The organism is Rivihabitans pingtungensis, assembly GCF_003201855.1.
GTDB lineage: Bacteria > Pseudomonadota > Gammaproteobacteria > Burkholderiales > Aquaspirillaceae > Rivihabitans > Rivihabitans pingtungensis.
Window position 1 is genome coordinate 1 of record NZ_QJKI01000012.1, and the last position, 15,966, is coordinate 15,966.

Genomic DNA, 15,966 nt, shown 5'->3' on the forward strand with positions numbered 1-15,966 from the left:
GCGCCTACACTTATCGGTTGTCTTTTCTGTTAAAGATCAGTTGCTTTCTGAATCAGAACCCGGTAACGTCAGCGGTTTGTTTCGCTTCGTTTCGTCGTCTGCGTCAGCAGCAGAGATGCGAACTATACGCACCACCCCCGAAACCGTCAACACCCCGCAGCACACTTTTTTGCAGAAAAATGCGAAAAACACGACAAGCCATTGAACTTACAGTGAATCTTTTTTGAAGATTTTTGCAAAAAACTGCACCTACCCGGCGAATTCTCGCAAAACCCCTCAGCAAAACTTCTTTCGGCACGGGCAATTTTTTGCCTGAGCCGGCAAAAATCATCAAAACAGCGGCGTTTTGGCTATCTTGATGGGGGATTTTTCTCTGCCGGCCGTAAAAAAACGCCCAGAATCGACCAGCAGCGCGCTGGATACCGGGCGACAAAGCCGGTAAACCCGGCAAACCATGCCCTCCCCGGCTCTTCGAACACCCGACGCCGGATGCGTCTATATAGATGTCGCTCTTGATATCACGCTTATAGATGCAACAACGCCCCGGCAGAAGCTGCACGGGGCGTTGTTGGTTTGAGCCGCGCTTAACGGCGGCTCAGCGCCAATCAGCTGCGATAGTCTGCATTGATACGCACGTAGTCATACGAGAAGTCGCAGGTCCACACCGTGGCGCTGGCGTCGCCACGGCCGAGCACCACGCGCACCAGGATTTCGGACTTGTTCATCACCTGCTGGCCGTCTTCTTCTTGATAGACCGGGTTACGGCCGCCGTTCACCGCCACCAGCACATCGTCCAGATACAGGGACAGCTGATCCACGTCCAGATCGTCGATGCCGGCGTAGCCAATCGCCGCCAGGATGCGGCCCAGATTGGGGTCGGAGGCAAAGAAGGCGGTTTTCACCAGCGGCGAGCGGGCGATGGCGTAGCCGATGGCCTTGCACTCTTCGCGCGAGCGGCCGCCTTCGACGGTGATGGTCATGAATTTGGTGGCGCCTTCGCCGTCGCGGACGATGGCCTGGGCCAGTTCAATAGACAGCGATTGCAAGGCAGCGGCCAGCGCCTGGTAATCAGCGCTGTCGGCGCTGCTGACCGGGGCGTTGCCGGCCTGGCCGGTGGCAATCAACATAAAAGAATCGTTGGTCGAGGTGTCGCCATCGACGGTGATGCTGTTAAAGGACAAATCCGCCGCAGTGGACAGCAGGCCTTGCAGCAGTTCCGGGGCGATGGCGGCATCGGTGGCGACAAAGCCCAGCATGGTGGCCATATTCGGGTGAATCATGCCGGCGCCCTTGGCGATGCCGGTCAGGGTGACGGTCTTGCCGCCCAGCTCGACCTGGCGCGAGGCGGCCTTGGGCAGGATGTCGGTGGTCATGATCGCTTCGGCGGCGTCGGCCCAGCTGCCGGCGCGACGCTGCGGCAGGGCGCCGATGATTTTTTCGAACGGCAGCGGTTCGAGAATCACGCCGGTCGAGAACGGCAACACTTGCTCAGCCTGGCAGCCCAGTTGTTCCGCCACGGCCTGACAGACGGCCAGGGCGCGCTGGCGGCCGTCTTCGCCGGTGCCGGCGTTGGCGTTGCCGGTGTTGACCACCAGCGCGCGAATCGGCTGGCCGCTGGCCAGATGGGCGCGCGACAGGTGCACCGGAGCGGCGCAGAAGCGGTTGCGGGTGAACACCCCGGCCACCTGGCTGCCGGCAGCCAGCTCAATCAGCAGCACATCCTTGCGGCCCGGTTTTTTCACCGCGGCTTCGGCATAGGACAGGGTGACGCCGGCCACCGGCAACAGGGCGGCGGGGTCAATCGGGGCGAGGTTCACAGGCATGTCGGTTCCTGATGCAGTCAATGTATATAGATAGATTCAATCCAGGCCGACGCGCATCACGCGCCGGCAAGGCAGGATTGTAGCGAAATCACGCCGCCGCCTCGCGCAGAATTTCCAGCAGGCTTTCGCCATAGCGGGCCAGCTTCATCTCGCCCACACCATAAATGGTGCGCAGCTCGGCTTCGCTTTGCGGGCGGCGCTCGGTCAGCTCGCGCAGGGTCTTGTCGGAGAACACCGCGTAAGCCGGCACATTGTGCTCGTCGGCCAGTTTTTTGCGCCAGGTGCGCAGGGCTTGCCAGATGCGCTCTTCGCGCTCGGTGCGCAGCCAGCGGTCGTTGTCGTTGCTGACCGACTTGCCCGGCGTATCATTGCGGATCGGGCGCATGAACACCTGGGTTTCACCGCGCAGCACGGCGCGACAGCTTTCGGTGAGCTTGAGCGATTGATAGGCGCTGACGTCCACGGTCAGATAGCCCTGCGCCACCAGTTGGCGAATCACCGAACGCCAGCCGCGCTGATTCAGCTCTTTGCCCACGCCAAAGGTGGACAAGGTTTGGTGGCCGCGCAGACGCACCGATTCACTGTCGCGGCCCAGCAAGATGTCGATCACATGGTTGGCGGCGCAGCGCTGATTCACCCGGTACACACAGGACAACACTTTTTGCGCCAGCGTGGTGGCGTCAAAGGTCTTGGGCGGGTTCAGGCAGTTGTCGCACTTGCCGCAAGGCTCGATGGCTTCGCCAAAGTGCGCCAGCAATAGCTGACGGCGGCAGGCGGCGGTTTCGCAGTAGGCCAGCATCGCTTCCAGCTTGCCCAATTCAACCTGTTTACGCGCCTCGTCCTGCTCGGACTCGAACAACATCTGCTGCAACTGCACCATGTCCGACAGGCCATAACACAGCCAGCTGGCGGCCGGCTGGCCATCGCGGCCGGCGCGGCCGGATTCTTGATAAAAGCCTTCCGGGCTGCGCGGCAAATCCAGGTGGGCGACAAAGCGCACGTCCGGCTTGTCGATGCCCATGCCAAACGCCACGGTGGCCACCATCACCACGCCGTCTTCGCGCAAAAAACGCCGCTGGTGGGTGGCGCGCAAGGCGGCGGGCAGGCCGGCGTGATAGGGCAGGGCAGTGATGCCCTGCTCCACCAGCCAGGCGGCGGTGTCTTCCACGCGCTTGCGCGACAGGCAATAGACAATGCCGGACTGGCCGGCATGATGCTGCTCGATATAGCTGACCAGCTGCTTCTTGGCCTGATGTTTTTCCACCACGGTATAGGTGATGTTCGGCCGGTCAAAGCTGGAGAGAAACACCCGAGCGTCGCTCAGGTGCAAGTAATGCAGGATTTCTTCACGGGTTTGCGGGTCGGCGGTGGCGGTCAGCGCCACACGCGGAACCGCCGGAAAGCGCTCGGCCAACACGCCCAACTGGCGGTATTCCGGCCGGAAGTCATGCCCCCATTGCGACACGCAATGCGCTTCGTCGATGGCGAACAGCGCCAGATCCAGGCTATCCAGAAACTCCAGAAAGCGCGGCGACAGCAGTCGCTCGGGCGCCACATATAAGAGCTTGAGCTCGCCGCTGCGCGCGGCCTGGGCAATGCGGCGCGCCTCGTCGGCTTCGACGGTGGAATTCAGATACGCCGCCGCCACGCCCAGCTCGGACAGGGTGGCCACCTGGTCTTCCATCAGCGCGATCAGCGGCGACACCACCACGGTGATGCCAGGACGCAACAAGGCCGGCACCTGAAAGCACAGCGACTTGCCGCCGCCGGTGGGCATCAGCACCAGGGCATGGTGGCCGGTGGCGACGTGCGCGACGATTTCGGCCTGCAAACCGCGAAACTCGGGGTAGCCAAACACCTGCTGAAGGACGGTCAGCGCATCTTGCATGGCGGGCAATCACAAACAAAAACGAATTGTCGCACAAAAAAAACGCCATTCGCGCGCGGCGAATGGCGTGAAGCGTTCCGTTGACTGTGGAAGCATTGGGGAACGTAGAGGAGAAAACACGGTGATTTGTGTGCGGCGCAAGAAAAAAGTTTCTGCACAGATCGATAAAATTTGCACGACGCGCCACCCGCCCTGCCAGGCGGCTTCTGTGCGACACTTGCGGTTTTTCACCCGGCTTGGCGCGCTGGCGCGTCCAGGTCTGTTTTCAGGAGCATTCCCATGTCGTCACGCGCACTTGTCGCCGCCCTGCTTGCCGTGGGCCTGGCTGCCTGCGCCACCCAGGAAGACCCCGGCCGCAGCGCACCGCGCGACCCCGGCGCCGCCACCCAATGGCAAAACCTGGGCGTCACCCCCAATGGCAATATCCTGCACGAGCTGGACAAGCAATCCATTGTCCGCCATGGCGATGTGGTGACCTTCCGCGACCGCAAGACCATTTTCAACCTGAAGCGGGAAACCTTCACCAGCCTGCCGCGCCACAAGGTGTCGGTCAACAGCTGGCGGATTGACTGCCAGGCGCAAACCTATCAACTGCTGGCCAGCAGCCTGTTTGATGAAAATGGCAAGCCGGTGGCCAGCTATACGTATAATGATGGAGAAATCCGTCCGGCAGCCATCACGCCCAATTCGGCCAGTCATCAGCAAATGCAGGCAGTCTGCCGACGCCCCTGACTCTCAGACCTGAAAGCATTCGCATGACGGCAATCAAACGTGTGGTGTTCAACCAAAAAGGCGGGGTGGGCAAATCCACCATCACCGCCAACCTGGCCGCAGTGGCCGCCCAGCAAGGCCGGCGCGCCCTGGTCGTGGATCTCGATCCGCAGGGTAATCTGTCCCACTATGTATACGGCCCCGACGCCGACCAGCTGCGCCCGTCGGTATTCGATTTTTTTGACCAGATCCTGAATTTCAGCCTGAACAGCCAGCCCACGCTGGCGCATGTGCACGCCACGCCGTTTGCCGGCCTGTCGCTGATGTGCTCGCACCCGGAGTTGGGCGAGCTGGGCCCCAAGCTGGAAGCGCGCTACAAGATGTACAAGCTGCGCGACGCGCTGAACGAACTGGCCAAGGAATTTGACGAAATCTGGGTGGACACCCCGCCTGCACTGAACTTTTTTTCCCGCTCGGCGCTGATTGCCTGTGAGCGGGTGTTGATTCCGTTTGACTGTGATGATTTTTCCCGCCGGGCGCTGTATACCCTGCTGGACAATCTGCAAGAAATCCGTGGCGACCATAACGCCGGCCTGCAACTGGAAGGCATCATCGTCAACCAGTTTCAACCGCGCGCCGCGCTGCCGGCCAAGCTGGTGGCCGAGCTGGCCGCCGAGGGCCTGCCGATGCTGAACAGCAAGCTGTCGTCGTCGGTCAAAATCCGCGAATCGCACCAGAGCAGCCAGCCCATGGTGTATCTCGACCCCAAGCACAAACTCAGTCAGGAGTTTGTCGCGCTGTATCAGGAACTGAGCGGGCGCTAAACGCAGCACGGGAAATAGCTACGGCGCATCATGCGGCCCGGCCGGCGCATCCAGCCGGGCCGCATCCTCACGGTGGCCGTGCGCCGCCTGCGCCAGCAAGCGCTCGCGCCAGCGCGGCGGCACGCCGGGCAAGGCCGCCACGGCAAGGCGCTCGTCGGCGGCGACGTTTGCCTGATTCAGCGCGCGCAGCACCCGCGCCAATTGGCTGTCCGGCCATGGCCGCGCCAGCAATTGCAGCACATCGCCGGCTTGCAGCCAGCCCGGCTGCAACACCCGAAAATACCAGCCCACCCGGCCGCTATCCTGCACCCGCCGCGCCATGTCCGGCCGGGCAAAGCGCACATTCAGCTTCCAGCAGGGTTGCCGCCCCTGGCTGAGCTGCACCCGGCACGGCCCCAGCGCAAACACATCGCCCAGGCAGACGTCTTGTTCCAGCAAGCCCAGCCCAGACAGGTTTTCGCCAAAATCGCCCACCGCCAGGCGCAAGCCGGGGTCTTCCGCCGCCAGGCTGCGGTAGTGCTCGGCCGGGAAATAATGCAAGGCCTTGTCCACGCCGCCGTGCACCCGGCGGTCGGCTTGCTCATCGCCGCGCAGGCCGAGCGCATCCAGCCACAATGGCCCGTGCACGGCGTGTTTATCGATGGCGCTCAGTCGCCCATTCGGGCCAAGTGGGCGCGCCTGGCCGATGCGCGGGGCGGCAATCGCCAGCGGCGGCGGCCAATTCACTGCGCGCATTGCTGCGCCCACCACGCCGCCAGGCATTGCAGCGCTTGCTGGCGCAGGCGTTCGCCGTGCATGCCCGCGTCGCGGCGCAGCGCCGCCAGATCAATGTCGTGGTGCGCCAGCTCGCTGGCGTGGCCGATCAGCCAGGCTTCCAGCCGTGTGCTGTCCACTTCCGGGTGACACTGAAACGCCAGGCAATGCGCGCCCAGGGCAAACGCCTGATTGGCGCAAGCCGGGGTGGAAGCCAAGCGCACGGCGCCATCCGGCAGGTCGAAGGTGTCGCCGTGCCAGTGCAGCATGCTGGTCAGCCCGCCATCCAGCGCCGCCAACGGCGAGGCGCGGCCGGCTTCGGTCAGCGTCAGCCCTTGCCAGCCGATTTCCACCGCCGGGCCGGGGTAGACGCGCGCGCCCAGTGCGCGGGCAATCAACTGCGCGCCCAGGCAGATGCCCAGCAGCGGCCGGCCGGCGTCCAGCCGGGCGCGGATCAGCGCCAGCTCGTCGCGCAAAAAAGGATAAAGCGCATCCTGATAAGCGCCAATCGGCCCGCCCAGCACCACCACCAGCGCAGGCGACAGCACATCCACCCCGATCAGCGCATCCACGCCGGCATCTAGATACTCGACTTGCAGCCCCGATTGGGCAAACCACGGGGCAAAGCTGCCCAAGTCCTCAAACTGCACATGGCGAATCGCCAATACCCGTCCTGACATCGCGCGCCCTCGCTCCCATTGAATGACACATCGTGTCTTATATTACACTGTTTGTCTCAACAAACAAGCGGCAAGGAGCCGACATGAGCACGCGCTTGAAGCTGCTGCGCCAGCAACACGGCCTGAGCCTGGAGCAACTGGCCCAGCGCAGCGGGCTGACCAAAAGTTATGTGTCCAAAGTGGAGCGCGGGCTGTCCACGCCGTCGATCGCCAGCGCGCTCAAGCTGGCGCGCGCGCTGGCGGTGGATGTGGCGCAGCTGTTCAGCCCGCACACCGAGGCGGGCGAACTCTGCCTGACCCGCGCCGACCAGCGCCTGCGCATCGAGCGCGCGGGCGACGTTGGCCGACGGGTGGAAGTCTTGGCGGCGGACATGGCCGGCAAGCAGATGCAGCCCTTTGTGCTGCACCCGCCAGCGGAATTCAGCGACGGGCCAGGGCCGGCTGGCCATCCGGGCGAGGAATTGGTGTGGGTGTTGAGCGGCGAGGTGGAGATGGCGTTTCCCGGCCGCCACGAGCAACTGGCCGCCGGGGATTGCGTGTATTTTCGCGCCGAGCTGCCGCACCGCATCCGCCGGCTGGGTGAGGCGCCGGCCAGTGTGTTGGTGGTGATTGCTCGTCAGCCCGACGACTAAGCGCGGCTAACCAACCCCTGCTGGCGTTGTTGCCCGACCTTGCCGTGCTACCCGCACTGTCTGCGCGCGCTCAGCCAGAACCGCTTCGCTGGGTTTGGTGAGCGACGCTAAGCGCCGCTCAGGCCGCGCTCAGCTGCGCCGACATGCGCGGCGGGTTGGGGCACAGATGGGCTTCAAACTGACGGGTGGCCGCCGCCCAGCTGAAGCGCTCGGCGTGGCGGCGCACATGGCAGCGGTCGATGTGCATGGCGTCCAGGCAGGCCTGACGCAAATCCTGGTTCAGCGCGCCAGCGCCGCTGTCGGCCACCACATCCAGCGGCCCGGCCACCGGAAACGCCGCCACCGGCGTGCCGCAGGCCATGGCTTCCAGCAGCACCAGGCCAAAGGTGTCGGTCAGGCTGGGGAACACAAACACATCCGCCGCGCGGTAAAAACGCGCCAGTTCGGCCTGCGGATACACCCCGGCAAACCACACATTCGGGTAACGGCGCTTGAGCAGTTCCATTTGCGGGCCGTCGCCCACCACCCATTTGCTGCCGGGCAAATCCAGCTGCAAAAACGCCTCGATGTTTTTTTCCACCGCCACCCGGCCGATGTAGACAAAGCGCGGCGGCACCGAGTCATCCAGCCGGTCGCGCTCGCCCGGACAAAACAGGTCGGTGTTCACCCCACGGCTCCACACCACCACATTGTTAAAGCCCCAGCCTTCCAGCGCGCTCTTGATCGACGGCGTGGGCGCCATCACCGCCGCGCTGGGGCCATGAAACCAGCGCATGAACGCATAGCTGGCCGACAGCGGCAGGCGCACGCGGGCGTGGATGTATTCCGGAAAACGGGTGTGATATGCGGTAGTGAAGCGCAATTGATTGGCCATGCACCAGCGCCGCGCCGCCAGACCCAGCGGGCCTTCGGTGGCAATATGGATGGCGTCTGGGGCAAACGCCTTCAGCGTGGCCGCCACCCGCGCATACGGCCGCCAGGACAGGCGGATGTCCGGGTAGGTGGGGCAGGGAAAGGTGCGAAAATCCAGCGGAGTGATCATTTCCACCGTGTGGCCCAGCTCGCTCAGCTCGCGGGTGGTTTCGGTCAGCGTGCGAACCACGCCATTGACCTGCGGCCGCCAGGCGTCGGTGACTATCATGATGCGCATGTGGGGGTGTCCTCGGAGTCGGAGTCATCAGGATCAAGAGCAGGCGAGGCCGCGCGCGGCTTGCCCAGAAGATGTGGCCAGTGCACGATTTCCAGCGCGCCTTCCGGGGTTTCCACCAGCGCGGTGAGGCTTTCCACCCAATCACCGTCGTTGCAGTACAGCACGCCGTCGATGTCGCGGATTTCCGCCTTGTGGATATGCCCGCACACCACGCCGTCAAACCCGCGCCGCCGCGCCTCGTCGGCCAGCGCCCGTTCGAAATCGGTGATGAAATTCACCGCGTTCTTGACCTTGTGCTTGAGGTATTGCGACAGCGACCAGTACGGCAGCCCCAAGCGGCCGCGCAGGCGGTTGAACCAGCGGTTCAGGTGCAGAATGCCGGTGTACAGGCTGTCGCCCAGATAGGCCAACCATTTGGCGTACTGAATCACCCCGTCGAACTCGTCGCCGTGGGTGACCAGCAAACGGCGGCCATCGGCCAGGGTGTGCGCCGCCTCGCGGCGAATGGCGATGCCGCCAAAATCCAGCCCGGCAAACTGGCGGCCGGCCTCGTCGTGATTGCCGGGAATAAACACCACCTGCGTGCCCTTGCGCACCTTGCGCAGCACTTTTTGCACAATGTCGTTGTGCGACTGCGGCCAGCGCCAGGATTTTTTCAACTGCCAGCCATCGACAATATCGCCCACCAGATACAGCACATCGCTGTCGGTGTGGCGCAAAAAATCCAGCAAATACTCAGCCTGGCAGCCAGAGGTGCCCAGGTGCACATCCGACAGCCAGATGGCCCGGTAATGGCGGGGCATCGGCAGCGGCAGATTCAGCGAGGAGAGGTCAGTATCGGGTTTCACGCCGCCCATGCTGCCCACCCGGCGTTGCACGGCAGCGTCAAGCGGGTGACGGCAGCAAGAAGGTTTTTTGAAGGGGAGGTGAAGGCGGCGGATGGCGGGGGCGGGCGCCATACAAGCTGCTCACCTCACCCCGCGCAGCGGGCCTGGCCAGGCGAGTACAGCACGGGCACACAACACCGCCAAGGGGATTTTGTGAGCGACGCCAACAATGCGCTAGAATCGAAAAAACACACCGGATACAAGCCATTGCTTGCATCGCCATCGCATTGGACGCATATGAAAAAGCCATCGCCCTACCACGCCATCGGCCTGCCTCGGGCCCCTACGGAACGGCATGTCTCTCACGAACAGGCTGCCGTTGAGATTAGCGAGGCAGGCAAGCGCCACGCCGCCAGCCCGCAAACGGCACGCGCCTTTTTGCAGCGGGTGGGCATTCTGGACACCAACGGCCAACTCTCGCCCCACTACCGCTGATGTACACCCGTCCGCCGGCTTTTGTGCTGGGGTTTCATGGTTAAGACGGTGGAGTGAATGTGCGACTTTGGTCAGTGCTGCGCCAAAACAAAAGCCATCATTATGAAGAAGCAGAGGCATCTGCTCTCATTGCCAGCCAGCGAAAAGATAGGTGGCAAGCTCCCCTGTCTTGACTGGCGTTTCGCTTAGCCTCTCAGCAAGCCCATCAACATCAATCAGCTCAACATGGTTTATCGCCGCCTGGGCTCTAGCCGTACCGTTAAAGCGCTGGTTGGTCACTGCCATCAGTGAGAACTTGACCCCAGGATAGCGCACAGCGTATCCCGCTGCCCCGGCGACAACATCCTTGACAGCTTCCCAGCCGAGCTCCTTGCCATCAATGGACGAACTTTTGCATTGAATGAGCACACCTGATTTGCCCGAAATGGCCACCACATCCACCCCGCCATCACCACTCTTGGGTGTGCGCTTCGTCTTGCGGTAACCCATCTTGCTCCACAGGAGTGCACAGAGCGCCTCGAAAGCGTCCGGATCGAGGGAGCCCACATCATCAGGGGTAATCAGTTCGTCGCCAAAAACGTGACTGCCGTCAGGAGCCCCAAGATCGCCAAAGTCCGATGGGTGCAGATCACCCGCGCCATTGAGCATGTCTGTTGAGAGCGCTCGCTTCCAATTAAGCAGCGCGTCGAGCTTGGCATCGAACGTGAGGAAGTCATCCGCCACAACCACAGGGTAATACACAAAAACATCTCTCGTCTGGCCAATACGGTATGCCCTGTCCGTGGCTTGGTCTTCCTTCGCCGGGTTCCACGTCCGCGTGAAGTGAATCACGTGGTTAGCTGCTTGGATATTCACTCCAAAGCCAACAGCAAGAGGAGAGAGAATAATCACACCAAAGCCGTGGCCCTCCTGGAACGCCTTGATCCGCTTCTGCCTACTATTGGCGGATTTCGATGAGGACGAGGTATCCCCGTTGATAATGTCAGGCGTGACGCCAAAACGCTCGGACACGACCCGCTGCAAAGTTCGCTGCAAATCCCTGAATTCGCAAAATACGATAGCCTTTTCACCACGCGCCCTCACTGCGGTAAGGGCCTTTATCATCCAGGCCATTTTGGGGGAGTGCCGCTCAATCTCGGCCACGGGCGTCGAATCGGTCGCAAGCGTCCCCGGTAGCCTCGGGTCGGAGCACAGCCGTCGGAGATATTGCAATAAGCCGAGGTGGTTCGAAATTCCGCTACGGTTTCTGAACGCTGCCACCGCATCCGCGTAAAGCGCCCGCTGCCTATCCGACAGCGGCAAAGACCTGCACTCCGGCACCTCGATTTTCTTAGGCAAGTCCTTGGCGACCTCCGCCTTTGTCCGGCGAAGCTTTTGCAGTTCAATAAGCGCCCTCAATTCCTCAATTCTGGTCTTTTCTTCCTCAGTCTCGGCCTCGATAGGTTTACGGTAGCGTTCGCCAAAATCTTTCAGCGCCCCAAGGAGTCCGGGCTGGACGAAGTCGAACAAGCACCAGATATCCGTCAGGGTATTCTCTACCGGCGTGCCAGTGCATGCGATCTTGAATCGTGCGTTCTGCTTTTTCGCTGCCCGTGTGACCATCGCATTCGGGTTCTTTATCTTTTGCGCCTCGTCACAGACCATCGCCGACCATCGCTGTGAAGCAAGGGAAAACTCAAGGTCACGCAGGGTCTCATAAGTGGTCAGCACGAGATTGGCATCGCCTAACCAGTCACGGCGCAGAAGCCGTGTGATGCCTTGGCCGGCGAGCTCGGCATCCACCGCATCCTTCGGCAACCGCCTCTGCGATAAAGCGTCGCCATAGAGCGTAAGCACCCTGAACACGCCAGGTTCGAAGAATTTATCTTTCTCCTCTACCCAATTCTCAAGCAAGGAAACCGGGGCGACGACAAGGAACGGGTCTACCTTCGAGTCTTTTTCGAGGACGCAGGCCATGAATGACAGAAGTTGCAGGGTTTTGCCCAGCCCCATGTCGTCGGCGAGCAAAGCCCCACGGCATGCTCCTGGTGACCGTAACCATAGATTGAGTAGCCATGTCACCCCTGAAACCTGGTGCGCCTTGAGTGATATGCCCAACCTGAGCGATGTCGGCAGCACGGGGAGAGCATCCTTTGGTGGCGCCAGCACTCCGCGCCGCTCTTCGTAATCGAGCGCGTCTACGTTGGGCTTGACCACCAACCCCTTGCGCTCTTTCGCGCGTCCCTTTTCCTTGATCCACTCTGGGTCAAACGTACCCTTCCTCACATCATGGGCAGCCTCGGAAAACGCGCCTAAAACGTCCTCAGCCCAGGCCACCGGGATGGGCTTGGGGCAGCCTGAAAAATCAAAGGTATTCCTGCCCTCACGCTTAGCCTGTGACAGTGTCTCCCGAAAAGCCACCATATTTTTGGGGTCGAGTGAGATCGCGATGGTTTCCCCCCCGCCCTCAGGCGTATAGAAGACGCCAAACGCCACGTTTTGCGGAAACCACCCCTCGTCGTCATTCTTGCGCGCAATAAACGGTGAATAGTAGGGCTTTTCTATCCCGAAGCCGGCCACACGTTCAGAGTATCGGGACAGGTCAAGCACTTCAGACGCGCTCACCCCCTGCGGACGCATCATCTCCACCAGGGCGGCTCTAAGCCTCTTGGCCTGCTCGGGCGTGTCCCCCAGAATCTCAAGGTCGTAGCCCTCCCAATGGCAACACTGGGCGCCTGCGGCGATGCGGGACTCCAATCTCTCAAGAAATCGGGATAGATCAGCCTGGCCTTCGAATTTGACCAATTCGCTGCTTACCTCGCCGGCGATGCTCTCCTCAACCAACAACCCGGTCTCGAACGGGTATCCGTAACAATCGCGCCGCACATGTGCGATGAAACTCGCAAAAGCGATGCCTGCCTCATCACGCGCCCGCTCGAACTGTGCAGGATCAACAACCTTCGATGCGTCAGGGCCAAGGGCGGCAAATGGGTTCCTGATGAATGCCTCGGCCCGGTCTCCTGCGACACGACGGCCCGGCATCCGCTTGATTTCCCGCAGGACGGTTCTGACCTCTGGAGAAATCAGGATGTGGGTCATGCCCTCTCCGTCGGGAATCTCGTATCTCTCGGGGATGCTGCCAAATCGGTCAAACATCTCCAGCCATCGTGCAGGTTGCCCCTTGAAGCCAGGCAGCACCTCGACCACATTTCCAGCCAGGGCATCCGCCTTGCGCAGTGCTATGTCCAGACGTTCCGGGGTAAGGACCACGGTCTTGGCGAGAAAGTCGGACAAATCCGCCCCAGCCGAGACAGCCTTTGCACGAATGTTGGCCCATGCTCGCCGATTGGAATCTGGATCTCCGCCATCATTCAGCTGTTTCTTCCTGAAGCTGAATATCGCCTCAGTCATTTCCCAAGCTGCCCGCGAGAGGAGTGAGGTCTTACCCCCCACTCGCAGTACCGCCCCCTCAACCACTGCGTCACCCTTCGGTACTGAGCCGTCAGGCGCCTTCCAGCCCGCCAAATATATCGAAAACGCCTTGTCAGCCAGCGACCCAGAACTAGCAAGCACCGGTCGCCAAGGCCCTAGGCCAGGAAGCCCAAGAAGGGGGAAGGACTCGGCATGATCTGGGGACGCCATCAACCTGAACACATCCGCCCATGGCAAGAAGAAAGTATTGCCTTCCAAATGGGCAAATCCTTCATCCTCAGCTTGAAACAGAAAAGCCGCCAGTGCATGCTCAGTACCAAATGTTGATGGATTCCGGCTATTCCAGGCAGAAGGCTCCTTCGACAGGTATGTCACCCCTTCTACTGCTAACCTTTTTTCGATTGAGGGCGTGCTCTTGACATCTTCCCTGGCTTTTTTCGCAAAGCTGAATAGCCCCATCATGACTCCTTGAACCAACCCTGTGGTGCTCGATATTGAAATCCGAGTGCTTGAATCTGGGCATTGAACCCTGAGGAAGCATTATTGGTGTATACCCAAAACGCACCGCCCTGGGGCCTTTTGTCCTCGGCTGAGATCCTGTATTTCTGGAGTAGCGTCTCAAGCACCGCCACATATGCTGGCCGCGTTTCAGGTTTGCAGCCAAGGATAGGACAAACGGCGGCATCGAATTTTTGTTCCCAACTTTCCAACGCTTTGGGGCTGTCAACGTGCCGCAAAGGCTTCTCAGTGGCGATGTGCTCCGAGTTCTTCAACTGATGGATCGTGACATCCACCTTATCCTTCCCTGACAGCAGAGTGTGTGACACGGCAGGAGGCAGCTCATCCCAACGATATAAATAAAGGGCATTGCCGTTTTCTCCGCACTCCATCGCGAGGTGATGGCCTATCCGCATCACAAAAGCGTTATTGTCTGCCGTGGTTTTCTCAAGGTTGAGCAGCCGGCCCTTGGCCCTCGCGCGAAAATCCTCAAAGGTTTCACCGCGTCGCTGTCGTGCATTTGCGCCCAAGGCAAACCACATATCGTCAACAAAGGGTTCGAAACGGAGCCAGTAGTTGAGACGACGACTGTCGCCAGCACCATCTGCGCTAAGAAGTTCGAAGAAATCTTTGATAAGCCGGCGCTTGAGCCAGCCAAACACCATCTCACGCGCCCCATGGTCTGGCTTGCCAAGGCCATCAAGCACATTGGCATCCCATGAGGCCCGATGCAGCCATGGATTGCCGATTACATTCACTGCCGCATCGCGCAATAGCGGATGCTCCGGCGCGCCTGGAATCTTGGCATACCTGACGACCAGCATAGCAATACACCGTATCTGCAATGCCTTGGCAGGAGCAAGGCCGGCCTGTCCGGTGACAACCTTAAGCAAATCGGGCAGCGCAGCCCGAAACCCCTCATGCTGCAAATCGCAAGCAGCGCGGATCTGGGCGACGATGGCTTCCTCGGGCACCCAAGAATCTGAAGGAATGCCCAACTGGGTCAATACAGTTTGAAACTGCGCACCGTTTCCTGAAAGCAGGTCCGGGCCATATCTGCCGCAAGGATCATCGCGCAAAAGGTTATGATGTTTGACCAGAGTCTGAAACCACGCAGGCATTCTGGTCAGATCCGTCGAAATGGGCCGCAATCGCTTGTGCAACCATTCACGTAACGCAACCCAGCCAGCCTTGGTTTTCTCATCAGCAGCTTGCAGGGGAAACGCCCAGTAGCTCGACAATAAAAACTGAAAGCATCTGACCCGCTTCCTGGCTTCCGCTTGGTTTTGCGCCAAATCCAGAAGCTTCGAACGCAAGCGGTCATCTGCAAGGAGGCTCCACCCCCTGTTGTCTAGCATGCCCGCACCAAAGCACACCCGCTTCAAGCCGCGCCAACCATCCGGCTCACCGGTTGTCCGGAAATAGGAAACAGCGGCCAATACGGTGGCAGGGTTTGGAGGCCTTCCGGGAGCATCATGACGCGCTTTCACATCCGCCGCCATGCGGCTATTGGCAGAATCGTCGGTCCACTCTTCGGGGCGACGCAATCCCGCCTCAAATGCAGAGCGCAGCCGAGCATGCAAGCTGTCAAGAGGGGTTATTTGTCCAAAGGGCATAGTAAAGTCTGGTCCAGAGGGGCATCACGGATAATTTCCCGCTCTTCCCCGTATGCAAGAAACTCTAGTTTGAGCTCGATGCGTTGGCTCTCTGCGTCACTTGGCTTGAGCGCATTGAACGACGAGCCCCCGACAAGAAATAAGTTACGCACGTCACGACGATCTGCATCAGACAACGCGCCCGCTTCTGTGGGGGTCAGCAACGCACAGATGACTCGTTCAGCCCTTTGCAGGCTGAGGTTAAGATTGTGGAGGTAGGTGCCCGATTGGCTTGCGAAGCCCTCGACGATGACACGCTTGAAAACGGCGCTACAGCCCTTGGAGCGTGCAAGGTTCAACACCTTTGGCACATAAGTCCTGAGGACAATCTCAGCGGCGGGATCCAGTTTGTGCTTGTTGGTTGAGAACAGGGCTAAAGTGCCGAAACTGATGGAATGCCCTTTCACCTCGACCCCCGGAAAATCCCTGCGGGTCATCGAATCAACTTCAATCATGCATGCATCAACCTTATGGCGATGCGCCTCAGGACCCGATATCACCTCCTGAGTAATGGAAAACAGAGATACGCTCATGGCCACCAGGAAAAGCACCATGAGCGCAGTCATCAGATCAGAATAGGAAATCCAAAAAGGCTTCTCGGCCTCGTCCACGTCTGGTT

General features: G+C 60.6%; 14 protein-coding genes. 5 read left to right on the top strand and 9 right to left on the bottom strand.

Going from position 1 to position 15,966, the window contains the following annotated elements:
- The coding region (locus DFR34_RS17380; RefSeq protein WP_211309358.1) for a hypothetical protein at positions 1–205 on the top strand (205 nt) is incomplete at its 5' end.
- 400 nt (positions 206–605) lie between these two features.
- Here the strand turns inward: DFR34_RS17380 and argJ are convergent.
- Positions 606–1,823 (bottom strand): bifunctional glutamate N-acetyltransferase/amino-acid acetyltransferase ArgJ, encoded by a 1,218-nt coding sequence (gene argJ / locus DFR34_RS09895; RefSeq protein ID WP_110390992.1) that lies wholly within the window; start codon positions 1,821–1,823, stop codon positions 606–608.
- An 88-nt stretch (positions 1,824–1,911) separates the two neighbouring features.
- On the bottom strand, positions 1,912–3,711 hold the full coding sequence (gene recQ, locus DFR34_RS09900; protein WP_110390993.1) for a DNA helicase RecQ: 1,800 nt from the start codon (positions 3,709–3,711) through the stop codon (positions 1,912–1,914).
- 279 nt (positions 3,712–3,990) lie between these two features.
- On the opposite strand from recQ, the gene DFR34_RS09905 reads away from it, so the two are divergent.
- Together DFR34_RS09905 and DFR34_RS09910 are read left to right on the top strand one after the other, a co-directional pair.
- Entirely contained in the window at positions 3,991–4,443 is a 453-nt protein-coding gene (locus tag DFR34_RS09905; RefSeq protein ID WP_110390994.1) for a surface-adhesin E family protein, read from the top strand.
- Between the two features lie 23 nt (positions 4,444–4,466).
- Complete coding sequence (locus DFR34_RS09910; RefSeq protein ID WP_211309359.1) at positions 4,467–5,246, top strand: ParA family protein; 780 nt, start codon at positions 4,467–4,469, stop codon at positions 5,244–5,246.
- Between the two features lie 18 nt (positions 5,247–5,264).
- On the opposite strand, the gene DFR34_RS09915 is transcribed toward DFR34_RS09910, so the two are convergent.
- Both DFR34_RS09915 and DFR34_RS09920 read right to left on the bottom strand, forming a co-directional pair.
- On the bottom strand, positions 5,265–5,981 hold the full coding sequence (locus DFR34_RS09915) for an MOSC domain-containing protein (protein ID WP_110391065.1): 717 nt from the start codon (positions 5,979–5,981) through the stop codon (positions 5,265–5,267).
- Positions 5,969–6,679, bottom strand: a complete 711-nt coding sequence (locus tag DFR34_RS09920; RefSeq protein WP_110390995.1) for a glutamine amidotransferase — start codon at positions 6,677–6,679, stop codon at positions 5,969–5,971. The genes DFR34_RS09915 and DFR34_RS09920 overlap by 13 nt, the downstream gene beginning before the upstream one ends.
- An 83-nt stretch (positions 6,680–6,762) precedes the next feature.
- Here DFR34_RS09920 and DFR34_RS09925 point away from each other — a divergent pair, with 83 nt between their 5' ends.
- The gene (locus DFR34_RS09925) at positions 6,763–7,311 is read left to right on the top strand and encodes a helix-turn-helix domain-containing protein (protein ID WP_110390996.1); all 549 of its coding nucleotides are present in this window, start codon (positions 6,763–6,765) and stop codon (positions 7,309–7,311) included.
- A 118-nt stretch (positions 7,312–7,429) separates the two neighbouring features.
- Here the strand turns inward: DFR34_RS09925 and DFR34_RS09930 are convergent, their stop codons facing one another.
- Together DFR34_RS09930 and DFR34_RS09935 are read right to left on the bottom strand one after the other, a co-directional pair.
- A complete protein-coding gene (locus DFR34_RS09930; protein ID WP_110390997.1) occupies positions 7,430–8,461 on the bottom strand; it encodes a glycosyltransferase family 4 protein in 1,032 nt (343 codons plus the stop codon).
- On the bottom strand, positions 8,449–9,309 hold the full coding sequence (locus DFR34_RS09935; protein ID WP_245906856.1) for a UDP-2,3-diacylglucosamine diphosphatase: 861 nt from the start codon (positions 9,307–9,309) through the stop codon (positions 8,449–8,451). Before DFR34_RS09935 ends, DFR34_RS09930 begins: the two co-directional genes overlap by 13 nt.
- A 276-nt stretch (positions 9,310–9,585) precedes the next feature.
- On the opposite strand from DFR34_RS09935, the gene DFR34_RS09940 reads away from it, so the two are divergent.
- Positions 9,586–9,783, top strand: a complete 198-nt coding sequence (locus DFR34_RS09940) for a hypothetical protein (protein ID WP_110390999.1) — start codon at positions 9,586–9,588, stop codon at positions 9,781–9,783.
- A gap of 126 nt (positions 9,784–9,909) precedes the next feature.
- On the opposite strand, the gene DFR34_RS09945 is transcribed toward DFR34_RS09940, so the two are convergent.
- The 3 genes from DFR34_RS09945 to DFR34_RS09955 are packed head-to-tail and all read right to left on the bottom strand — an operon-like array spanning position 9,910 to position 15,958.
- Entirely contained in the window at positions 9,910–13,656 is a 3,747-nt protein-coding gene (locus DFR34_RS09945) for an SNF2-related protein (RefSeq protein WP_211309360.1), read from the bottom strand.
- Positions 13,653–15,239 carry an EH signature domain-containing protein gene (locus DFR34_RS09950; RefSeq protein WP_211309361.1) on the bottom strand — a complete coding sequence of 529 codons (1,587 nt, stop codon included), beginning with the start codon at positions 15,237–15,239 and terminating at the stop codon, positions 13,653–13,655. The genes DFR34_RS09945 and DFR34_RS09950 overlap by 4 nt, the downstream gene beginning before the upstream one ends.
- 50 nt (positions 15,240–15,289) lie before the next feature.
- Positions 15,290–15,958, bottom strand: coding sequence for an OmpA family protein (locus tag DFR34_RS09955; protein WP_211309362.1), 669 nt, complete (start codon positions 15,956–15,958; stop codon positions 15,290–15,292).
- Positions 15,959–15,966 lie beyond the last annotated feature (8 nt).